This is a genomic window from Paenibacillus sp. YSY-4.3 (assembly GCF_054767475.1).
In genome coordinates this window covers 595148-613845 of record NZ_BAABMC010000001.1, presented here as the reverse complement: position 1 = coordinate 613845, position 18698 = coordinate 595148, and the positions used below count along the sequence as shown (strand labels likewise).

17 protein-coding genes and 1 other annotated feature (1 of these 18 cut by a window edge) are annotated in these 18698 nt (G+C 50.6%); of the genes, 3 read left to right on the top strand and 14 right to left on the bottom strand.

Annotated features, from left to right (window positions below; genetic code table 11):
- Positions 1-215 (top strand) — a binding site (T-box leader) (it extends 60 nt beyond the left edge of the window).
- 91 nt (positions 216-306) lie between these two features.
- Complete coding sequence (locus ACYUJT_RS02805; RefSeq protein WP_460318678.1) at positions 307-1977, top strand: 2-isopropylmalate synthase; 1671 nt, start codon at positions 307-309, stop codon at positions 1975-1977.
- Between the two features lie 67 nt (positions 1978-2044).
- Here ACYUJT_RS02805 and ACYUJT_RS02800 read toward each other — a convergent pair whose 3' ends face one another.
- Together ACYUJT_RS02800 and ACYUJT_RS02795 are read right to left on the bottom strand one after the other, a co-directional pair.
- The gene (locus ACYUJT_RS02800) at positions 2045-5446 is read right to left on the bottom strand and encodes a DEAD/DEAH box helicase (protein WP_460318676.1); all 3402 of its coding nucleotides are present in this window, start codon (positions 5444-5446) and stop codon (positions 2045-2047) included.
- Between the two features lie 225 nt (positions 5447-5671).
- Positions 5672-6304 carry a DedA family protein gene (locus ACYUJT_RS02795; protein WP_460318674.1) on the bottom strand — a complete coding sequence of 211 codons (633 nt, stop codon included), beginning with the start codon at positions 6302-6304 and terminating at the stop codon, positions 5672-5674.
- Positions 6305-6460: 156 nt separating this feature from the next.
- On the opposite strand from ACYUJT_RS02795, the gene ACYUJT_RS02790 reads away from it, so the two are divergent.
- Positions 6461-6958 carry a hypothetical protein gene (locus tag ACYUJT_RS02790; protein WP_460319821.1) on the top strand — a complete coding sequence of 166 codons (498 nt, stop codon included), beginning with the start codon at positions 6461-6463 and terminating at the stop codon, positions 6956-6958.
- A 201-nt stretch (positions 6959-7159) separates the two neighbouring features.
- On the opposite strand, the gene pstB (ACYUJT_RS02785) is transcribed toward ACYUJT_RS02790, so the two are convergent.
- The 6 genes from pstB (ACYUJT_RS02785) to nrdR form a co-directional block, all read right to left on the bottom strand.
- Entirely contained in the window at positions 7160-7918 is a 759-nt protein-coding gene (gene pstB / locus ACYUJT_RS02785) for a phosphate ABC transporter ATP-binding protein PstB (protein ID WP_460318672.1), read from the bottom strand.
- 12 nt (positions 7919-7930) lie between these two features.
- Entirely contained in the window at positions 7931-8818 is an 888-nt protein-coding gene (pstA, locus tag ACYUJT_RS02780) for a phosphate ABC transporter permease PstA (protein WP_460318670.1), read from the bottom strand.
- Positions 8815-9717 (bottom strand): phosphate ABC transporter permease subunit PstC, encoded by a 903-nt coding sequence (pstC, locus tag ACYUJT_RS02775; protein WP_460318668.1) that lies wholly within the window; start codon positions 9715-9717, stop codon positions 8815-8817. The genes pstA and pstC overlap by 4 nt, the downstream gene beginning before the upstream one ends.
- A gap of 75 nt (positions 9718-9792) precedes the next feature.
- Positions 9793-10731 (bottom strand): phosphate ABC transporter substrate-binding protein PstS family protein, encoded by a 939-nt coding sequence (locus ACYUJT_RS02770; protein ID WP_460318667.1) that lies wholly within the window; start codon positions 10729-10731, stop codon positions 9793-9795.
- 184 nt (positions 10732-10915) lie between these two features.
- Positions 10916-11110 carry a hypothetical protein gene (locus tag ACYUJT_RS02765; RefSeq protein WP_460318666.1) on the bottom strand — a complete coding sequence of 65 codons (195 nt, stop codon included), beginning with the start codon at positions 11108-11110 and terminating at the stop codon, positions 10916-10918.
- Positions 11111-11149: 39 nt separating this feature from the next.
- On the bottom strand, positions 11150-11626 hold the full coding sequence (gene nrdR / locus ACYUJT_RS02760; RefSeq protein WP_460318664.1) for a transcriptional regulator NrdR: 477 nt from the start codon (positions 11624-11626) through the stop codon (positions 11150-11152).
- Between the two features lie 153 nt (positions 11627-11779).
- Here nrdR and ACYUJT_RS02755 point away from each other — a divergent pair, with 153 nt between their 5' ends.
- Positions 11780-12001 (top strand): small, acid-soluble spore protein, alpha/beta type, encoded by a 222-nt coding sequence (locus tag ACYUJT_RS02755; RefSeq protein ID WP_460318663.1) that lies wholly within the window; start codon positions 11780-11782, stop codon positions 11999-12001.
- Between the two features lie 78 nt (positions 12002-12079).
- Here the strand turns inward: ACYUJT_RS02755 and ACYUJT_RS02750 are convergent, their stop codons facing one another.
- The 6 genes from ACYUJT_RS02750 to pstB (ACYUJT_RS02725) all read right to left on the bottom strand — a co-directional run bounded on the left by ACYUJT_RS02750 (position 12080) and on the right by pstB (ACYUJT_RS02725) (position 18508).
- Positions 12080-12643, bottom strand: coding sequence for a lytic transglycosylase domain-containing protein (locus tag ACYUJT_RS02750; RefSeq protein WP_460318662.1), 564 nt, complete (start codon positions 12641-12643; stop codon positions 12080-12082).
- Positions 12640-13236 carry a dephospho-CoA kinase gene (coaE, locus tag ACYUJT_RS02745; protein WP_460318660.1) on the bottom strand — a complete coding sequence of 199 codons (597 nt, stop codon included), beginning with the start codon at positions 13234-13236 and terminating at the stop codon, positions 12640-12642. Before coaE ends, ACYUJT_RS02750 begins: the two co-directional genes overlap by 4 nt.
- Positions 13237-13311: 75 nt before the next feature.
- A complete protein-coding gene (mutM, locus tag ACYUJT_RS02740; protein ID WP_460318659.1) occupies positions 13312-14178 on the bottom strand; it encodes a DNA-formamidopyrimidine glycosylase in 867 nt (288 codons plus the stop codon).
- Between the two features lie 62 nt (positions 14179-14240).
- Positions 14241-16907, bottom strand: coding sequence for a DNA polymerase I (gene polA / locus ACYUJT_RS02735; RefSeq protein WP_460318658.1), 2667 nt, complete (start codon positions 16905-16907; stop codon positions 14241-14243).
- A gap of 166 nt (positions 16908-17073) precedes the next feature.
- Complete coding sequence (gene phoU, locus ACYUJT_RS02730) at positions 17074-17733, bottom strand: phosphate signaling complex protein PhoU (RefSeq protein ID WP_460318657.1); 660 nt, start codon at positions 17731-17733, stop codon at positions 17074-17076.
- 19 nt (positions 17734-17752) lie between these two features.
- On the bottom strand, positions 17753-18508 hold the full coding sequence (gene pstB, locus ACYUJT_RS02725; RefSeq protein ID WP_460318655.1) for a phosphate ABC transporter ATP-binding protein PstB: 756 nt from the start codon (positions 18506-18508) through the stop codon (positions 17753-17755).
- Between the last annotated feature and the right edge of the window lie 190 nt (positions 18509-18698).

The window sequence follows — 18698 nt, the reverse complement described above, 5'->3', positions numbered from 1 at the left end:
TGCAAAACAGTCGCAAGCCAAATCCGAACTCACCTTGAAGTAGCTCGCTGAAATTGTATTAAAGTAGGTGGAGCCGGAGCCTAACCGTTACAGTAGGAGGATATAAGGCAGTGGTCTCATTTCGAGTGCGCAGCCCGTATCCGGCAGAGTGCATACCTTACGGTATGAATCAGAGTGGTACCGCGTAAAGCTGACAACAGCCTTTCGTCTCTTATGTTTATGGAGATGGAAGGCTTTTTTATATTCCAAATACAAATAAGTTGTACATTAATGAAGATCCAACACGAGGGAAAGGTGGTCATTGCTATGAAAAATTTCGAAAAATACACCAGAGGATATTTTATGCCTCCAAAACCGAGCCTGAAATGGACGCAAAAGGAGTATATTACTGAAGCCCCTACCTGGTGCAGCGTCGACCTGCGCGACGGAAACCAAGCCCTGGTCGTACCGATGAACCTGGAGGAGAAGCTGGAGTTTTTCCAAGTGCTTGTCAAGCTGGGTTTTAAAGAAATCGAGGTCGGTTTCCCGGCGGCCTCCGAGACAGAGTACACTTTCCTGCGTACCCTGATCGAGCAGGACCTCATTCCAGACGATGTGACGATTCAAGTGCTGACCCAGTCCAGAGAGCATATCATTCAGAAAACGTTCGAATCGCTGAAGGGCACCAAACAGGCGGTCGTCCATCTGTACAACTCGACCTCCGTAGCCCAGCGCGAGCAGGTATTCCGGAAATCCAAGCAGGAGATCATCGATATCGCGGTGACCGGAGCAGAGCTTCTGAAAAAATATGCGGCCGAAACCGAAGGCAATTTCAAATTCCAGTACTCGCCGGAGAGCTTCACCGGCACCGAGGTCGACTTCTCGCTGGAAATTTGCAATGCGGTGCTCGACGTATGGCAGCCGACCGCGGATAATAAGGTCATCATCAACCTGCCGGCTACGGTATCCATGTCAATGCCGCACGTCTATGCCAGCCAAATCGAATACATGAGCGATCATATGAAATACCGGGACAACGTCATCCTGTCCCTGCACCCTCACAATGACCGGGGAACCGGAATTGCCGACACGGAGCTGGCTTTGCTTGCCGGCGGACAGCGCGTCGAAGGTACGCTGTTCGGCAACGGGGAGCGGACAGGGAACGTGGACATCGTTACCCTCGCCTTGAACATGTATTCCCATGGTGTCGATCCGAAGCTGAATTTCGAGAACATCCTGGAAATCATCGAGGTTTATGAGCGCATGACCAAAATGAAAGTGAACGAAAGACAGCCGTATGCGGGCAAGCTCGTGTTCGCCGCTTTCTCCGGCTCCCATCAGGACGCGATCGCCAAAGGCATGAAATGGCGCGAGGAGCATGATTGCGACCATTGGACAGTTCCTTATCTGCCGATCGATCCGAAGGATATCGGGCGCGAATACGAAGGCGACGTCATCCGCATCAACAGCCAATCCGGCAAGGGCGGCATCGGCTATCTGCTCGAGCAGCATTACGGCCTGGATCTCCCGCCGAAAATGCGCGAGGACTTCGGCTACCGGGTCAAGAACGTCTCCGACCGTCTGGCCAAGGAACTGGTGGCGAATGAAATTTACGATATTTTCAAAGAGGTCTACGTCAACATCCAGTCGCCTGTCGAGTTTCTGAATTATCGCTTCACACAGCATGATGATTACGAGACGACGATTACGGTGAAGCAAAATGGAGAGATCCAAGAGATTAACGGCGCTGGCAACGGACGGCTGGACGCTATCAGCAACGCCCTGCAATCGAAGCTCGGCATCAGCTACAGCAACCTGCTCTATAAGGAGCATGCACTTGAAGTAGGCTCCAGCTCCCAAGCGGTATCCTATGTTGGCATTACGGCAACGGACGGCAAAGTCCATTGGGGCTGCGGCATCGATGTCGATATCATGACCTCATCGGTCAAAGCGCTATTCAGTGCCGTGAATAATATGACCCAGGAGCAAAGCAAGTAAGAGGCCATATTCATCAAATAACGAAACAACCATGTTCCTCGAAGGGAGCATGGTTGTTTTATTTTCGCTAGATCATCAGAATCTCGCGAATTTCTTCCTCCGTCAACGAGGACAGCGTCTCCTGCCCCGGCTGAATGACCTCGTCGATCAGATTTTTCTTCTTCTGCTGCAGTTCATACATTTTATCCTCGACAGTGCCCTGCGTGACCAGGCGAATGACGTGAACTACGTTCTTCTGCCCCATGCGGTGTGCACGGTCAGCAGCTTGCTCCTCTACAGCAGGGTTCCACCACAGATCGTACAATATGACAGTGTCGGCCCCGGTCAAATTGAGCCCTGTGCCGCCGGCCTTCAAGGAAATCAGGAACACATCCTTTTCCCCATCGTTGAACCGGCTGCACAGCTCCACCCGTTCTGCTGGCGGCGTACTGCCATCCAAATAGAAGAATGGTACGCCCTCATATCCCAATTCCCGGCCGATCATGCCCAGCATTTCCGTAAATTGCGAGAAAATCAGCATCCGTTTACCCGCGCTCCGGCATTCCTCAACGATTTCCAGCAACTGCTCGAACTTGGCTGAGCTCCCGTTATAGTCATCTACGAACAATCCGGGATGGCAGCAGAGCTGGCGCAGCCGAGTCAGGCCGGCCAGTATTTTAATCCGGTTCCGCTTGAAATCATCCTGATCTAGATGCTTCAGCGTCTCCTGCTGCAGCTTGGCCAAATAGGCCAGATACAGCTTCTTCTGCTCGGGAAGCAGCTCGGAGGCCTGCAGCGTCTCGATCTTCTCCGGCAGTTCCTTCAATACGTCGCTTTTCAAGCGGCGGAGCAGGAATGGGCGGATTCGGCGGGCAATCTTCTCTCGGGACAATTCATTAAATTCCCTCCGCCCCGGGAACAGATCCGGAAACACCGCCTCAAAAATCGACCACAGCTCCTCCAATGAATTCTCAATCGGAGTTCCGGTCAGCGCAAACCGGTACTTCGCGTAAATCGACTTTACGGCCTGTGCCGTCTGGGTCGTATGGTTTTTGAAGGCTTGCGCCTCATCCAGCACAAGCGTATGGAACGAGCGCCCTTCGTATAAATCGACATCCCGTCTCAAGAGCGGATAGGACGTAATGATGACGTCGATGTCGGTGGAATTTCTCATCGCCCGGCCCCGCTCCGTACGGCTGCCATCCACGACGACCGCTTTGATGTCCGGAGCGAATTTTTTCAGCTCATTTCGCCAGTTATACACGAGGGAAGCCGGCGCAACGATCAGAGCCGGGAGATCCTGCTGACGGATTTCCGGGAGCACCGAGACGATGAAGGCGATGCTTTGCAGTGTTTTGCCAAGCCCCATATCATCAGCCAATATACCGCCGAACCGGTAATGCGCCAGCGTCTTCATCCATTGGTAGCCGTATTTCTGATAATCCCGCAAAACGGGATCGAGCTGCTGCGGAACGGGAAAATCCAAATGATCTGGATTCCGCATATGATCCAGCAGACGCCGCAGCGACTTACCCAGCTTCACATTATTGCCCGTTCCCGCATAATTCATGAAATGCAGTCCGCGAACAGCCGGCAGTTGAATTTCCGTACCGTTCAAATCGGCCCGGCGGATACCTACCTCGTTCATGAGCTTAACCATCTCCTGAAACTCGCTGCTCTCCAGCGGCAGCAAGGCGCCGTCCGGCATCCGGTAGTATTTTCGCTTCTCCTCAAGCGCGCTGAGAATGTTCTTGATTTCCGCCTCCGGAATGCCCTGCATCTCGAACTTGAATTCCAGCCAATCGGTTCGCTCGTCCACATCGATGCGAATTTGTGGCGGCGCATGCTCTGTATACAGTCTAGCCTTGACCGCCGAGGTCGCGTACACATGGACCAGTTTCTCCAGCTCCGGCAGAACGCGATATAGAAATTCGTATTCGTCATCCTCATCGTCCAGGAAATAGCCGCTCTCCGTTTGCGCGAACAATCCGGTTTCCATTAGGCTTAAGATTAGCCCTTCTTTATCCCCGTCGCGCATAATGATGCGGCTCTCGCCGCGCCGCTCGTCATGGGGCGCTAGCGGATTAAAGATGATGTCTCCGTACTGGAATTCCAGTCCGGCCAGCAGCCGATCTCTTACCCGGTCCAAATAAAGCCGGGCCGTCAAAGCTGCATGGACGATTTGCCCCGAAATAGCTTCGCTCATCTGAACGACGCCCAGCTTCCTGAGGCCGGGAACGACCTTTTCGATGAATGGCTCCATCTGCTCGGCTGAAATATAAATCTCCTGGCTTCGCGAATAATACAGCATATGCTTCAGCTCGGACAAACGGCTGCACTGCTCGGCAGGCAGCGGGATCAGCTTCTCACCGGTCAGCACGAGTCCATACGCCTCCAAGACGACCAGCTCATCCAGCCCCTCGATCCGCAGCTGATATCCCCCCGAATCATGGGCATCGAACTCAAAATGAAGCGGAACCCTCTCGCTTGAAATCTCGAAAGCGTGCGTCCTTTGCTGCTCCCGCATAATTTGTACCGCAGAATTTCCCGACAGCAAAGGCTGCAGCGCATCCCAGGCAAACGGCGGAACAAGCAGCAGCCGGTCATCGCTGATTAGCTTGTCATACGCCGAATAGGAACCGAGCTTGGAGTTCGTCTCCTGGTACATCCGCTCGTTGCGATGGATTTGCAGCAGTTGGCGGATGACGATTTCATCCTCAGGCTGAAAGAAATGAAGCTCCGGCACATACGTGAAATGCTTGGAGAACTCATAAGGCTCCCCGCGTTCAACGCAATCCAGAAACTCGCGGATTTTTTGTACAATATATAGCCGCTTCGTACCGACCTTCAGCTCCACGCCGAATAAATGCTTCTGGGAGCGGTAAGGATGCAGCTTGCAAATAATTTCGACCTCAAGCGGCGTCTTCAGAGCCGCTAGATGATTAGTGCGGACGAATCGCCCCTGCTGTCTATCATCAAATATCTTCAATATGCCCTTGGTCACACCCGTATCGCGCGCAGCCATCGAATCGCGTCTGAATCTTGGCGTCATAAATTCCTCGTTTAACGAACCTATACCTGCCCTTGTTTGTGCAGAACCCGCCTTCTTCGCAGCAGTTCCAGCGTTATTTCCTGCCCGCAGTCCGCCGGTCTCGTCCATTATCGGGGTTAAATTATAGGTACGGACGGGCTTAGCCCCGTCATGCTTAAGATTGTGAATAGCAATTAATGCTGCAGCAATATGCCCGCAATAACGATCGCTGTTCCCATACGCAGGGCATGAGCAGTCGGCCTCAACATCACCGTCGCTATCGATAATAATAGATACGCTGTAACTCTCCTCGCCCCGCACCGTCGCTGCATACGTCAAAGCTTCAGGATCGGTATGATTCAAATACACCCGTCCAGCTTGAACGTAAATATTCCCTTGCTCAAAACTAGCCTCGCCGCAAAGCAATTTGATGACCCTAGTCGTCAACTGAAAGCTCATTCCCCTGTCCCTTCCTAATTGAAAATCAAGTTATGCCTCATCCCGAACTATTCCGAATATATATTATGATAACAGAGCGCCAGGGTTTTAATCAAAGAAACTGGCCCGTAAGTAATAAAAACTAAAAAAGGCGCCGAAGTAAAAGACCTCGCACCTTTAGTCTACCTGGGGCCTGAATGAAATTAACTTACCTGTTCGTTCGCCTGAATTCCAGCTGGCCTAGATCTAACTCGTCCCTTTCTCGGACTTTGTCTCCTTTAAGCGCAGCCTCCGCCATTTCCAAATGAACCAAAAAATCAGCAATGCCCCAACGCCCGTGCATATGTACTTCAAGTAATTCTCGACCAGAGTAAATATATGCTGCCACTGCTCGCCGAACACATAACCGATGCTTACGAATACAAATACCCAGAGCGCGGCCCCCGCGTAGGCGTAAAACGCGAAAGTCTTGAAGGGCACCCGGATAATTCCCACGAAATAGCCGAAAAATTGCCGGACGCCCGGGACAAAAAAGCTAATCAGCAGCATTTTATTGCCATACCGGTCGTAGGTACGCCTCGTTTTCTCAATTTGGGATGGTTTAAGAAATATCCATTTGCCGTAGCGCTCTACGAGCGGCGCCCCTACCTTGTATCCGATCAGATACGTAACTGTAATTCCGATAGCCGCTCCGGTAAAAGCCATGACCATCGCCGGAATCCATCCGAACACACCTTTATAGGCTAAATAACCTGTAAAAGTTAGCGTCGTCTGCCCGGGCGGCAGCGGCAAGGCGATAAAATCTATGGGAAGTCCAATCAGCAATACCAAATATCCGTACTGCTTGAACATGAGCTCAATCCACTCTAACACATTCATTAGAAATCTCCTTATTTCAAACCAATGCTTCTCGAACGTTAAATATGTTACCAAGCCCTTGCATCCGTTTCAAGAAAAATATCACGCACCACCATCTGGGCTATAGCATAGGATGTCAGCAGAAAGCACTTTGCATGATTAGTGGAGGTTAAACCTATGGCGTTAAGTGAAGGGAAGCAAGTGGTCTATCAAGCCAATCCAAATGCCGTCCAAACGGTTAAGAGTATGAAGGATCATCTGCATAAAATCTGCAAGCAACATGCGAATCGTCCTGTTCGCGTCCAAACGGTAGAAGGGATAACTTACGAAGGCGTATTGTCCCACACAGACGGCGGCCTGCTATTCCTCGTCATTCCTGGCCAGCAGACCGGCAAAGATCCGGATCCGCCATTCGGGCCGTATGGTTACGGCCAAGACCAGTTCGGAGGTTACCCGCAGCAAGGTTACCCGGGACAATATGGGAGTTTTGGCCAACCGGGCTATCTAGCTCCCCCCGTCCCGACCCCTTATGGTTCACCCGGATATCTGCCCCCGGCTCCCTACGGTTCCGAAGAATACGGCTACAGCCGCGGATTGTTCGGCTCCTCTTACTATAACAATGTCATTCTCCCGCTAGTGCTGTATGAACTGCTCGTGATTACCTTGCTGTCGTAAAGTTCATATAGTTATTTCGATTACTTGTAGTCTATCCAATAACTCATGAATAATAGACATTTTCTTCCGTAATAACTATTGTACTCGAACACCTCAGGATACGCCAATGTATGCTAATTTCATAAACAGCCCGTTTCAAAAAAGGCAGGCCGGGATACCTCAATCCCGCCTGCCTTTATGGTTCATATGCCTTTTCCGGCATTATCCAAATCTTCCGGAAATATAGTCGTCCGTCCTCTTTTCCTTTGGATTCGTGAAAATTTTGTCCGTGTCATCAAACTCGACGACCTCCCCCATTAGGAAGAACGCTGTCTTCTGCGAGACCCGTGCCGCTTGGTGCATATTATGGGTTACGATAATAATGCAGTATTCCTTCTTCAAATCGGCGATTAGCTCTTCGACCTTGGAACTAGATACCGGGTCAAGCGCCGAGGCAGGTTCATCCATCAGAATGATGCTCGGGCTAACCGCAATGGATCTGGCGATGCATAGCCGCTGCTGCTGCCCGCCGGACAATGCAAGCGCGGAACGGTGCAGTCTGTCCTTTGTCTCATTCCAAAGCGCGGCTTTCGTCAAGGATTCTTCGACAATCTGATCCAGCTTCTTCTTATCCTTGATCCCGTGATAACGGGGACCAAATGCAATATTTTCGTAAATTGATTTATGGAAAGGGTTCGGTTTTTGCCAGACCATCCCGATCTTTTGGCGCAGAAGCACTACGTCGGTTTTGGGATCGTTGATATTCTCATCACCGATCCATATTCCCCCGGTAATTTTTGCACCGCTAATGAGGTCGTTCATCCGGTTCAAACTGCGCAGGAATGTTGACTTCCCGCAGCCGGACGGGCCGATCAACGCCGTCACCTGCTTAGTTTCGAAGTCCAGCGAGACATTTTTGACCGCCTGCTTCTCCCCGTAGTACACGCTCAAATCCTTGACGGATAGTTCGATATTGCTCATAGAGGCTCCTCCCTATTTCGTTGCTGTAAATTTCTTATGCATGACACGCCCCAGCCAGCGGGCCAAAAGATTGAACGCCAGCACGGTGAGTATAAGTACGGCTGAGGCTCCTGCAGCAATTTCCGGAGCATCCGGAGCCAAACCTTCCGAATTGATTTTCCAGATATGAACGGCCAGCGTCTCGGCAGGCCTGAACGGATTCAAGGGAGACATCGGGCTGAACGGATTCCAATCCGTGAAGTCGAGTCTCGGGCTGCTCATTCCCGCGGTAAATAACAGAGCTGCCGCCTCACCGAACACGCGGCCCGCAGCGAGGATTGTGCCCGTCAAAATAATCGGCATCGCAATCGGCAGCATAATCGAGCGAATCGTTTTCCACTTCGACAGGCCGAGAGCCAAACTTGCTTCCTTTTGGGCTACCGGCACGCTTTTCATCCCCTGCTCCGTAATACGCACCATTAGCGGCAAGTTGAACACGGTCAATGCGAGGGCGCCAGAGAACAGCGAGAAGCCGAAGCCGAATACGTTAACGATAACCAGCAAGCCAAACAAGCCAACCACAATAGACGGAAAGGAGGACAGCACCTCAACGATCAGGCGTATAAAATCAGTCACTTTTCCCGGCTTCGCATACTCGCTCATATAAATTCCCGCGCCAATTCCTAGCGGAACCGTAATTAGCAAGGTCAAGACGAGTAGAAATAGGGAATTGAACAACTGCGGCCCGATCCCGCCGCCTTCCTTAATCGTCTCCGGTGGGGAAGTCAGGAAGTCGAAGCTGATATGTCCTAGCCCCCTGACCAGAATGAAGCCTAGAAGTCCGGCCAATATGAGGACGATAAAGCCGGCCAAAGTCACAATGACCGCGGTTGCGATTTTATCTGCTGTTTTTGCGCTCATCGATTAGCTCTCCTTTCCAGCCACCGTACTACGAAGACGAAAACAAAAGTCATCATCATCAGGATGAGAGCCATTGTCCACAGAACATTGTTCTGCATCGTGCCCATAACGGTATTACCCATGCTTAGTGTAATGACGCTCGTCAAAGTCGAAGTGGATTCGAACAGCGAACCGGGGATATGCGGAGCATTCCCGATTACCATCTGAACGGCTAGCGCTTCCCCGAAGGCCCGCGCCATACCGAGAACGACACCCGTCATCAGAGCCGGCAGCGTCGTAGGCAGCACCGTACGGTACAGCGTCTGCCACCTCGTTGCTCCAAGCGCGTAGGAACCTTCCTTCAGACCCGGAGGCAGCGCGGCCAGCGCATCGGTGGCAATGGACGTAATCGTCGGGAGAATCATGATCGACAGCACGGTGGCACCGGCTGCAATCCCTAACCCCTGCCCCGGAAATACGTCGCGGTAAAATGGCACGATGACACTCAGGCCCACGAACCCGTAGACAACGGAGGGTATTCCCGCCAAAAGCTCGATGACAGGCTGCAAATATTTTCTACCGATTTTCGGCATGATTTCAACCATGAAAAGAGCCGCACAAATACCTAAGGGAGCAGAAATGAGCGCAGCGAGCAGCGATGTGCTGAACGATCCGATAATAAATGGCAAAGCGCCGAAGAACGGAGGCTCCCCGTCCGGCTTCCACTGCGTACTGCCGAATATTTCGGCCACGCTGATTCCGTCCTTTATAAACGTGCTTAGTCCTTTGGTAGCCACGAAATACACCATGGAGAAAATAGTGACTACCAAAAGGACGATGCATAGCGATGTAAATATTTTACCGGTCCATTCTTCGATTATATGTTGCTTTGGCTTTTGTCTTCTGCCGGTATGAGCCATAAGACCTCTCCCTTTACACAGCACAGAGAGAGGCAGAAGAATCCGCCTCTCGTCTTGCCGAAATGATGTCGTATATTATTTCGTAATGTTGCCGTCTACGTCGCGTTTTACTTGCATTTTTCCGGCTGGAATGTAGCCAAGCTCAACGACATCGTTATTTTGTACGTCATCAGAAGCCATGTACTCAAGGAATGCTTTTACAACTTCGTTTGGCTCGCCTTTCGTGTACATGTGCTCATACGCCCATACCGGATAGCTGCCGTTAGCAACATTCTCTTCGTTTGCATCGACGCCGTCGTATTTCACAACTTTGATGGAATCGTCGAGGTAAGACAGAGCAAGGTAGCCGATCGCGCCTGGCGTTTCTTTTACCAGCTTTTTAACCGTACCCGATGAATCCTCTTGGATAGAGCCTTGAAGATCTTCCGTTTTCGTGCCTAATGCATATTTCTCGAACGTCGCGCGCGTACCCGAGCTGGACGGTCTGTTTACGATTTGAATTTTTTGATCCTGTCCGCCGACTTCTTTCCAGTTGGTGATTTTACCTGTGAAAATACCAACCAATTGATCCTTCGTCAGATTATCAACTGTGATGTCAGGATTGATGACTGCTGCCATAGCTACAACCGCTACTTGGTGGTCAACCAGTTCGCCCGCTTGAGCTGCATCCAGCTTCTCTTCGGCAAATACGTCGGAGTTGCCAATATCAGCTTGTCCCCCGGAGACTTGCGTCAAGCCTGTGCCGCTGCCGCCGCCTTGTACTTGGATAGAAACCTTCGGATTTTGATCCATGAACTTTTTGGAAGCTTGATCCACCAGTGGTTGAAGTGCTGAAGAACCAACAGCAAGGATTGAACCGGATAGTTCAGATACTGGTGTTTCATTTGCCGGAGTTTCGTTAGCAGTACCTGGAGCTTCTGCCGGATTATTGGACTTCGCCGCGTTATTTGGACCGCATGCGGCCAACGTGAATGTCAATGCCAAAGTCAAAACTAACATTAAACTCTTTTTCATTGTTTAAGTTTCCCCCTCATTTGTTTGTACAATCTGATTATAGAAACCGAATATCAAACCCATGTATGAGTTTTGTAAACTCTGTGTAAAAAATAAAAATAAAATACCCGCTTCTTTCACTTATCGTGAATTAAACGGGTATTTATTATTCCAATTTCTTAAATTTTACTGTCGCTCTTCACACTTAGTTAGCATTTGAGGTGCCGCCAATAACTCTATGCACTATCCACGCCCCTGCGGCTGCGCCAATCACACCGCATGCGCTCACGATCGCAACCATATCGTAAGATTGCCAGTGAAGCAGAAAGCCGATTCCGCTGCCAAACGTTGTTCCGGCTAAAAATCCAAGCGCCATTCCGGCCTGGCTGTTCCATTTCATGAACGCAAACCTCCAGCGTGTCCAAATTAGACGGTCGGACTATATGGAATCCGACGGGCCACTGCTCTTTGAGAGCAGGCCTTTCAATTCCTTCATGAACATATTGATGTCCTTGAATTGACGATAGACCGAAGCAAATCGTACGTATGCTACCTCGTCTACCGGGTACAATTGTTCCATAATAAGCTCCCCGATTTCCCGGCTCTCTACTTCGGCGTTAGCGGTATGGCGCAGCGACCTTTCCGCTGCCGACACGATCGATTCAAGCTGCTCGACGGATACCGGCCGTTTCTCGCAAGCGCGAATCAAGCCCCGCAGCAATTTCTCCCGATTGAATTCCTCCCGGCTGCCGTCCTTCTTGATGACAATCAACGGCATTTCCTCCACCATCTCGAAGGTAGTGAATCGGCGGCTGCATTTCTCGCACTCCCGCCTGCGGCGGATAGAACGGTTCTCGTTCGCCGGTCTAGAATCCAGCACCTTCGTTCCGGAATAGTCACAATATGGACATTTCAACGTGTATTTACCCCCTTTTTATAAAGAAATTTGGTTAAGCTATCGTCACTGTTGTCGGAAGCGTCAAGGAATGCCAATAAATAACTAAAATATTCGTAATGAAGATGTCTATTTCGGCACATAATACTTTTACCACAAGGAGGTGAACATATCATGGCCCAAAATAATAATTCTTCGAACGACCTGGTGGTTAGACAAGCTTCCGGCGCTCTGGAGCAAATGAAATATGAAGTAGCTCAGGAGCTTGGCATCTCTTTCCCACAAGATGGATATGCCGGCAACCTGACTTCTTACGAAAACGGTTCGATTGGTGGTTTCATCACCAAACGTCTGGTAACTTTGGCCGAGCAGCACCTGGCAGGCCAATATCAATAATTAAGCTAGGCTCAAGGAAGCATTGGCGCAGGCCCCAGCCTGTCCAATGCTTTTCTATCATAAATGAGTACCGTTATCTTAAAGGCGCTCGTAAATGTCAACGTATTGATCGTAGTAATGAGTGACTCTCTGCACATAATGCCTCGTTTCGCCGAACGGAATATTTTTGACCGATTCGAGCTTCCCGTCCCACCTGCCGCTTCGCAGCCAGTTCCGGACATTGGTCGGCCCCGCGTTATATGCTGCAATCATGGCGATCTCATTTCCATCGAACTGTTCGTGCAGCGATTTCAAATACCAGGTTCCAATCGCGATATTCGAATCGCTCTCTTCCTTTACCTTCTTTAAAGATACATCCGGCAGCTTCGACTGTTCTATGACCCATTTCGCAGTATCCGGCATAATTTGCATGATGCCGAGCGCGCCCTTCTTCGATTCGGACCCTGTCTTGTAATTGCTCTCCACCCGAATGATCGCTGCCACCATCAAGGGATCGAGATTGTGTTTCTGTGCATGAATCTTAATTTCCTCTTTGTAATGAATCGGGTAAAATAAGGCCAACCATTTGGAATTAAAAAATAAAATTACAGTAAAACCGAGAAACAACAAAAGCAGCACTCTTTTTTTACGCAGCCATTTCATAGCAAAACCTTGTTCCGCCAAAAATCTTCGATCTGCAACTCCGTCTTGTCCATTCCGAGGCTATTATCAATCAAAATATCCGCCCTCTCCTTCTTTTCCTCAATATCCATTTGGGCTCGTATTCTTGCCTCTGCCTGCTCTAAAGTCAGTCCGTCTCTCTGCATCAGCCTGTTAAGCTGCACTTCACGGGGCACATACACGACCATCACTTGTTCAAACATCGTTTCCAGTCCGGATTCATACAGCAGCGGTATGTCCACGACGACAAGTCGTTTAGGATCCGCCGCCTCATGATCTGCCATCCGCTGCCTCATTTCGGCGCGAATGGCAGGATGGGTAAGACCATTCAGCGCTTTAAGCTTCTCCGGATCGGCGAAGACGATTTCGCCCAGCTTTTTGCGGTTTAATGTACCATCATCATGGATGACGTCCGGCCCGAACCGCTCCTGTACCGCCTGCAGCACAGGATGCCCGGGCTCCATTACCTCTCTGGCAATAACATCGGCATCGATTAAAGCGGCTCCCCGTGTGACCAGCATTTGGGAGACCGTACTTTTGCCTGTTGCGATCCCGCCCGTCAGCCCGATATTCATTGATTCACCTCGCTATCCCTTTTTACTTCATACTTGGGGCTAGGCCGTTTCGACTTTCAAATTGTCCGGGTCATATCATGACCCTATTCTCTCTCTGCCTGAATGCTCGTCCAGCGCACGAACCTGGCAAATCGGACAATAATGCGTCCCCCGGCCGCCAACCACGCTCTTCTCAACCGGATGGCCGCATTTTACGCATGATTCGCCTTTGCGCCCATAAATTTGCAGCGAATGCTGGAACATTCCCATCTCGCCTTGGCCGTTAACATATGATTTAATGGATGAACCGCCAGCTTCGACCGCATCGGTCAAGGTAAAGACGATCGCTTCATGAAGCGTTGTCCACTCCTGCGCCGACAAGGTGTTCGCCGCACGCTCCGGATGAATCCCTGCCCGAAACAGAGCTTCATCCACATAAATATTGCCGAGGCCCACCACATATTCCTGATTGAGGAGAGCAACCTTGATCTTCGTCGATCGCTTGAACAACAACTCCCGAAGAACGTCTGCCGTAAAGGTATCTTCCAGCGGCTCGAGCCCCAGCTTCATCAGCGGCTTCTCCTTAAATTCCTCCCCGGGGAGGAACAAATGCATCGTGCCGAATTGCCGGACATCCTTATATCTAAGCTCCGTGCCATCGGTAAACCGGAAGATGACATGGGTATGCTTCTCTACTTCCTCATTCTGATCATATACCCCGTACCTGCCTTCCATCCGCAAATGGGAGACCAGCACGAGCTGATCCATAACAATTCTTAAAAATTTGCCGCGTCGGCCAACATCTACAATAGTATGGCCCGCCAGTTCTATCTCAAACCGCTTGATATCGTCGGGACGCTGAATAATTCGCGGCAGCAGCACCTTCACCGACTCGATCGTCTTTCCGACGATGAGAGCCGACAATGTCCGCCGAACGGTCTCCACTTCCGGCAGCTCCGGCATGTTCTTTCACCTCAAACTTTAATTTATCTTGATCAAAAGCGATCTTTTTGAACTACCTCTAACTATTTGGCTTCGTACCAGTTGGATCCGTAGCTTACCTCCGCCTTCAGCGGTACCGACAACTGTAATGCCTTCTCCATCGTCTCGGGTACGAGCTTGCTCATCGTCTCCACTTCCTCCGGCGGCACCTCGAACACCAATTCGTCATGCACTTGGAGCAGCATACGGCTCTTCAGCCCATGATTGCGCAGCGTCTCGTCCATAAGCACCATCGCAAGCTTGATGATATCCGCTGCGGTACCTTGGATCGGCGTATTCATGGCCGTACGCTCGGCGAAGGAACGCAGGTTGAAGTTGGACGCGTTGATCTCAGGAAGATATCGTCTGCGCTCAAGCAGCGTCGTTACATAGCCGTTGCGCTTCGCCTCTTGAACGATCTCATCCATATAACGGCGCACGCCTTTAAAGGCCTCGAAATATTGTTCGATGAACTGCGCAGCTTCCTTCCGGGTAATATGCAGGTTCTGCGATAACCCGTAATCGCTAATTCCATAAACGATTCCGAAGTTCACGGCCTTGGCCGAACGACGCATGTTTGCATCCACCTGATCCTGAGATACACCGAAAACGTCCATGGCTGTCTTTGTATGAATGTCCATATCATGTAGGAAAGCTTCCTGCAATCCCTTATCTTCCGATATATGCGCTAGCACCCGCAGTTCAATCTGTGAGTAGTCCGCTGCAAGTATAGACCAGCCCTCTTCGGACGGCACGAACACCTGGCGGATTTTGCGCCCTTCCTCCAAGCGGATCGGAATGTTCTGCAAGTTCGGATATTGACTGCTGAGTCTGCCCGTAGCGGCAATCGTCTGTCGATAGAACGTGTGGACCTTCCCAGTATCCTGGCGAACCTCCTTCAGCAAACCTTCTACATAGGTCGATTGCAGCTTCGCTAGCTGGCGGTATTCCAGAATGAACTGGACAATCTCATTATATGGTGCCAGCTTCTCCAGCACCTCAGCATCCGTAGAATAACCCGTTTTCGTCTTCTTTACGACCGGCAGTTCCAGCTTATCGAAAAGAACCTCGCCGAGCTGCTTTGGCGAATTCAGGTTGAATTCCAAGCCGGCGATTTCATAAATCCGCTTCTCCAGCTTGCTGATCTGCGCTTCGAACTCTTTGCCGAGCGCGGCTAGCGCGTCGCGGTTAACCGCAATCCCCTGCTTCTCCATATCCGCTAGAATGCGGGACAGCGGCATTTCCAGCTCAAAGAACAGCCGGTTCATTTCATTTTTCTCAAGCTCTTCCTTTTGCAGCGGAATCAAACGCAGCATCGCCAGCGCCTTGCGGGCCAAATGAAGGCTGAGCGTTTCGGGATCGGGCACCTTGAACTTGGCACCTTTCCCGTATACCTCGTCATCCGAAAGCAATTGCGGCAAATGATATTTGGCAGCCAGTCCGCTGACCGTCTGGTTATTGTCCGTTGGATCAAGCAAATACGCCGCGAGCTCGATATCAAATTCGGCTCCCGCGAACGAAATCCCTTGCCAGTACAGCGCTAAATCGGCTCGATGAAGATCATAGCCGCGCTTTGGTATTTGCGGATCCGCAAGCCAATCCTTGACAGGCTTCGCCGCCGCACTCAACAAAAATTCGCAAGACACAAAGAAATGACGCTCCTTCGAGGAGAAGAGCAGCCCCATAACTTCGGACTGATGCGGATTATCGCCTCGCGACTCCACGTACATGACCTCGATCTGCGGTAGCTCGCGCACAAGTTCCTGCAGTGAAGTCTCATCCACGATCGTTACTTCGACTTCGTCCTGCGCCTTGCCGGCTTCGACCGCTGCCCCGGTGTCTCCTGCCCCTTCACCGAATGACAATCTTTCGAGCAACGATTTAAACTCCAGCTTGCGAAGCATCGGTGCCGCCTTCTCTTCCTGCAGCCCATGAAAAAGCATATCCTCAAAGGAACGGTCAACCGGCACCTCACGATGAATCGTAGCGAGCCTCTTGCTCAGCCGCGCATCCTCAGCATGCTGCACAAGATTCTCCTTCATCTTGCCCTTTAGCTCGTCCGTCCGGGCAAGCACTTCCTCCACGGATCCGAACTGATGCAGCAGCTTCAATGCGGTCTTCTCGCCGATTCCCGGAACGCCGGGAATGTTATCCGAAGCATCGCCCATCAGACCTTTCAGATCAATAATCTGATCCGGCGTAAGCCCGTATCTCTCTTGGATTTCCTGCGGCCCATAAGGCTCTACTTCGCTAATCCCTTTCCGGGTCAAGGCCACCTTGACCTTATCGCTAACTACCTGCAGCATATCCTTGTCTCCGGTTACGACTAGCACATCTTTGCCGGCAGCTTCGGCCTGCATACTGATCGTTCCGATAATATCGTCAGCCTCGTAGCCAGGCAGCTCGAACCAGCATATTCCAAAGCTCTCCAGCAGCTCACGGGTAAGCGGGAACTGCTCGCTCAATTCCGGAGGCGTCTTCTCACGCCCCCCTTTATAGTCTTCGTAACCTTCGTGGCGAAAAGTCACCTTTCCCGCATCAAACGCTACCATAATATGAGTCGGCTTCTCGTCCTGAATGAGTCTTAGCAGCATATTCGTGAATCCGTACACAGCGTTCGTATGCAGGCCGCTTGAATTGTTCAGAGGCGGCATGGCGAAGAACGCCCGGTAAATAATACTGTTTCCGTCAATAAGAATTAATTTTTCCATACAGCACCTCGTTCTTGGGCATACTCCTGACTATTATTCTAACACATGCTCCCCCGATATATAAAAACATTGCAATAATTCACGATATTCATGCACAAACAGCAAAGCGCCGGAGCATTCCGGCGCTTTAACTGTTCTATGATTATATTCACGTGTTGTATTCTTATTATTGATTAAGGTCTGGGCGGTGGCCGGTAACGAGGTAAACGGCGCTCTCCCCGATATTCGTCGCATGATCGGCAATACGTTCAATATATCTTCCCACTAGCGTAAGCAGCATCACTTGCTGCAGGGAGTCGGGATGATTAATAACGATCGAATACAGCTCGCTGATCGTTTGACTGTAAAGATGGTCGACCTCGTCGTCATCCTTCGCCATTTTATAAGCCAGATCCGTATTTTCGTCCAAATAGGATTGAAGGGATTCTTCCACCATGAGTTCGACCAGCTCCGCCATTTTCGGAATGTCAATCAGCGGCTTCAGCAGCGTCTGCCCTTCCAAACGAAGCGTTACCTTAGCGATATCCACCGCAAGATCGCCCATGCGCTCCAAATCGCTGGAGATTTTAAAAGCAACGATAATCCGGCGAAGATCCTTGGCAACAGGCTGCTGCGTAACGATCAATCTGGAGCCGATATCCATCACTTCTTCTTCCATTTCATTAAGCTTCAAGTCCAGGGCAATAATCCCTTTGGCTCTGCTGACGTCCAAGTTCTGCAGCGATACAACGGATTCCTTGAGGGCATGCTCCACGTGCTCTCCCATTTCCCTCAGCAACTGCCGCAATTCCTCCAAATTTTGATCGAATTCTCTTCTTTGGATCATGTTCCACTGCTCCCTTCTGTTAACCAAAACGTCCTGAAATATAATCTTCGGTACGCGAATCCTGCGGCGTTGAGAACAGCTTGCGAGTATCGTCTGCTTCTACAATTTCACCATTCAGGAAAAATACAGTGCGGTCCGAAATACGGGCCGCTTGATGCATGTTATGAGTAACCATCACGATTGTATACCTGTCTTTTAACTCCTGGACCAATTCCTCGATCTTTAGCGTCGATATCGGGTCCAGCGCGGAAGTCGCTTCGTCCATAAGCAGGATGTCCGGCTGAACGGCAATAGCCCGGGCGATGCAAAGACGCTGCTGCTGGCCGCCGGATAAACTGAGTGCGGAACGTTTCAGGAAGTCCTTTACCTCTTCCCACAGTACGGCTTGGCGAAGGCTCTGCTCCACGATTTGATCTAGCCTTGCTCTATCCTTTATGCCATGAAGCCGCGGCCCGTAAGCAACATTGTCATAAATCGATTTCGGAAAAGGATTCGGCTGTTGAAACACCATGCCTACCTGCTTGCGCAAAGTTTCAACCTCCACGTCGTCACTGTATATCTCCTTCCCGCCAATTTGCACGGATCCCTCGATTCGGGTTCCCGGAATCATGTCGTTCATCCGGTTCAACGTCCGCAGCAAAGTGGACTTGCCACAGCCCGAAGGACCGATGAATGCCGTAATCGCCTTCTCGGGAATATCGAGGGACATGTTCTTCAGCGCTTGAAACTGGTCGTAATATAAATTCAATTTATCAATATGGATGATCGGTTCCATGTCATTTCTCCTTCATATCTTAGCAGCACCCTGACAATAACCTGTAGGTCAGTTCAGTGATTAGTGTGTATCAAACTTTAGACATAAAACCATTTTACCTTCCCTATGTAAAAGATATTACCCAGGAATGTTAACGCAGTGTAAAATGTTTTCCGAACATTAACATCCAGGTGCGCTGCTATCACACCAG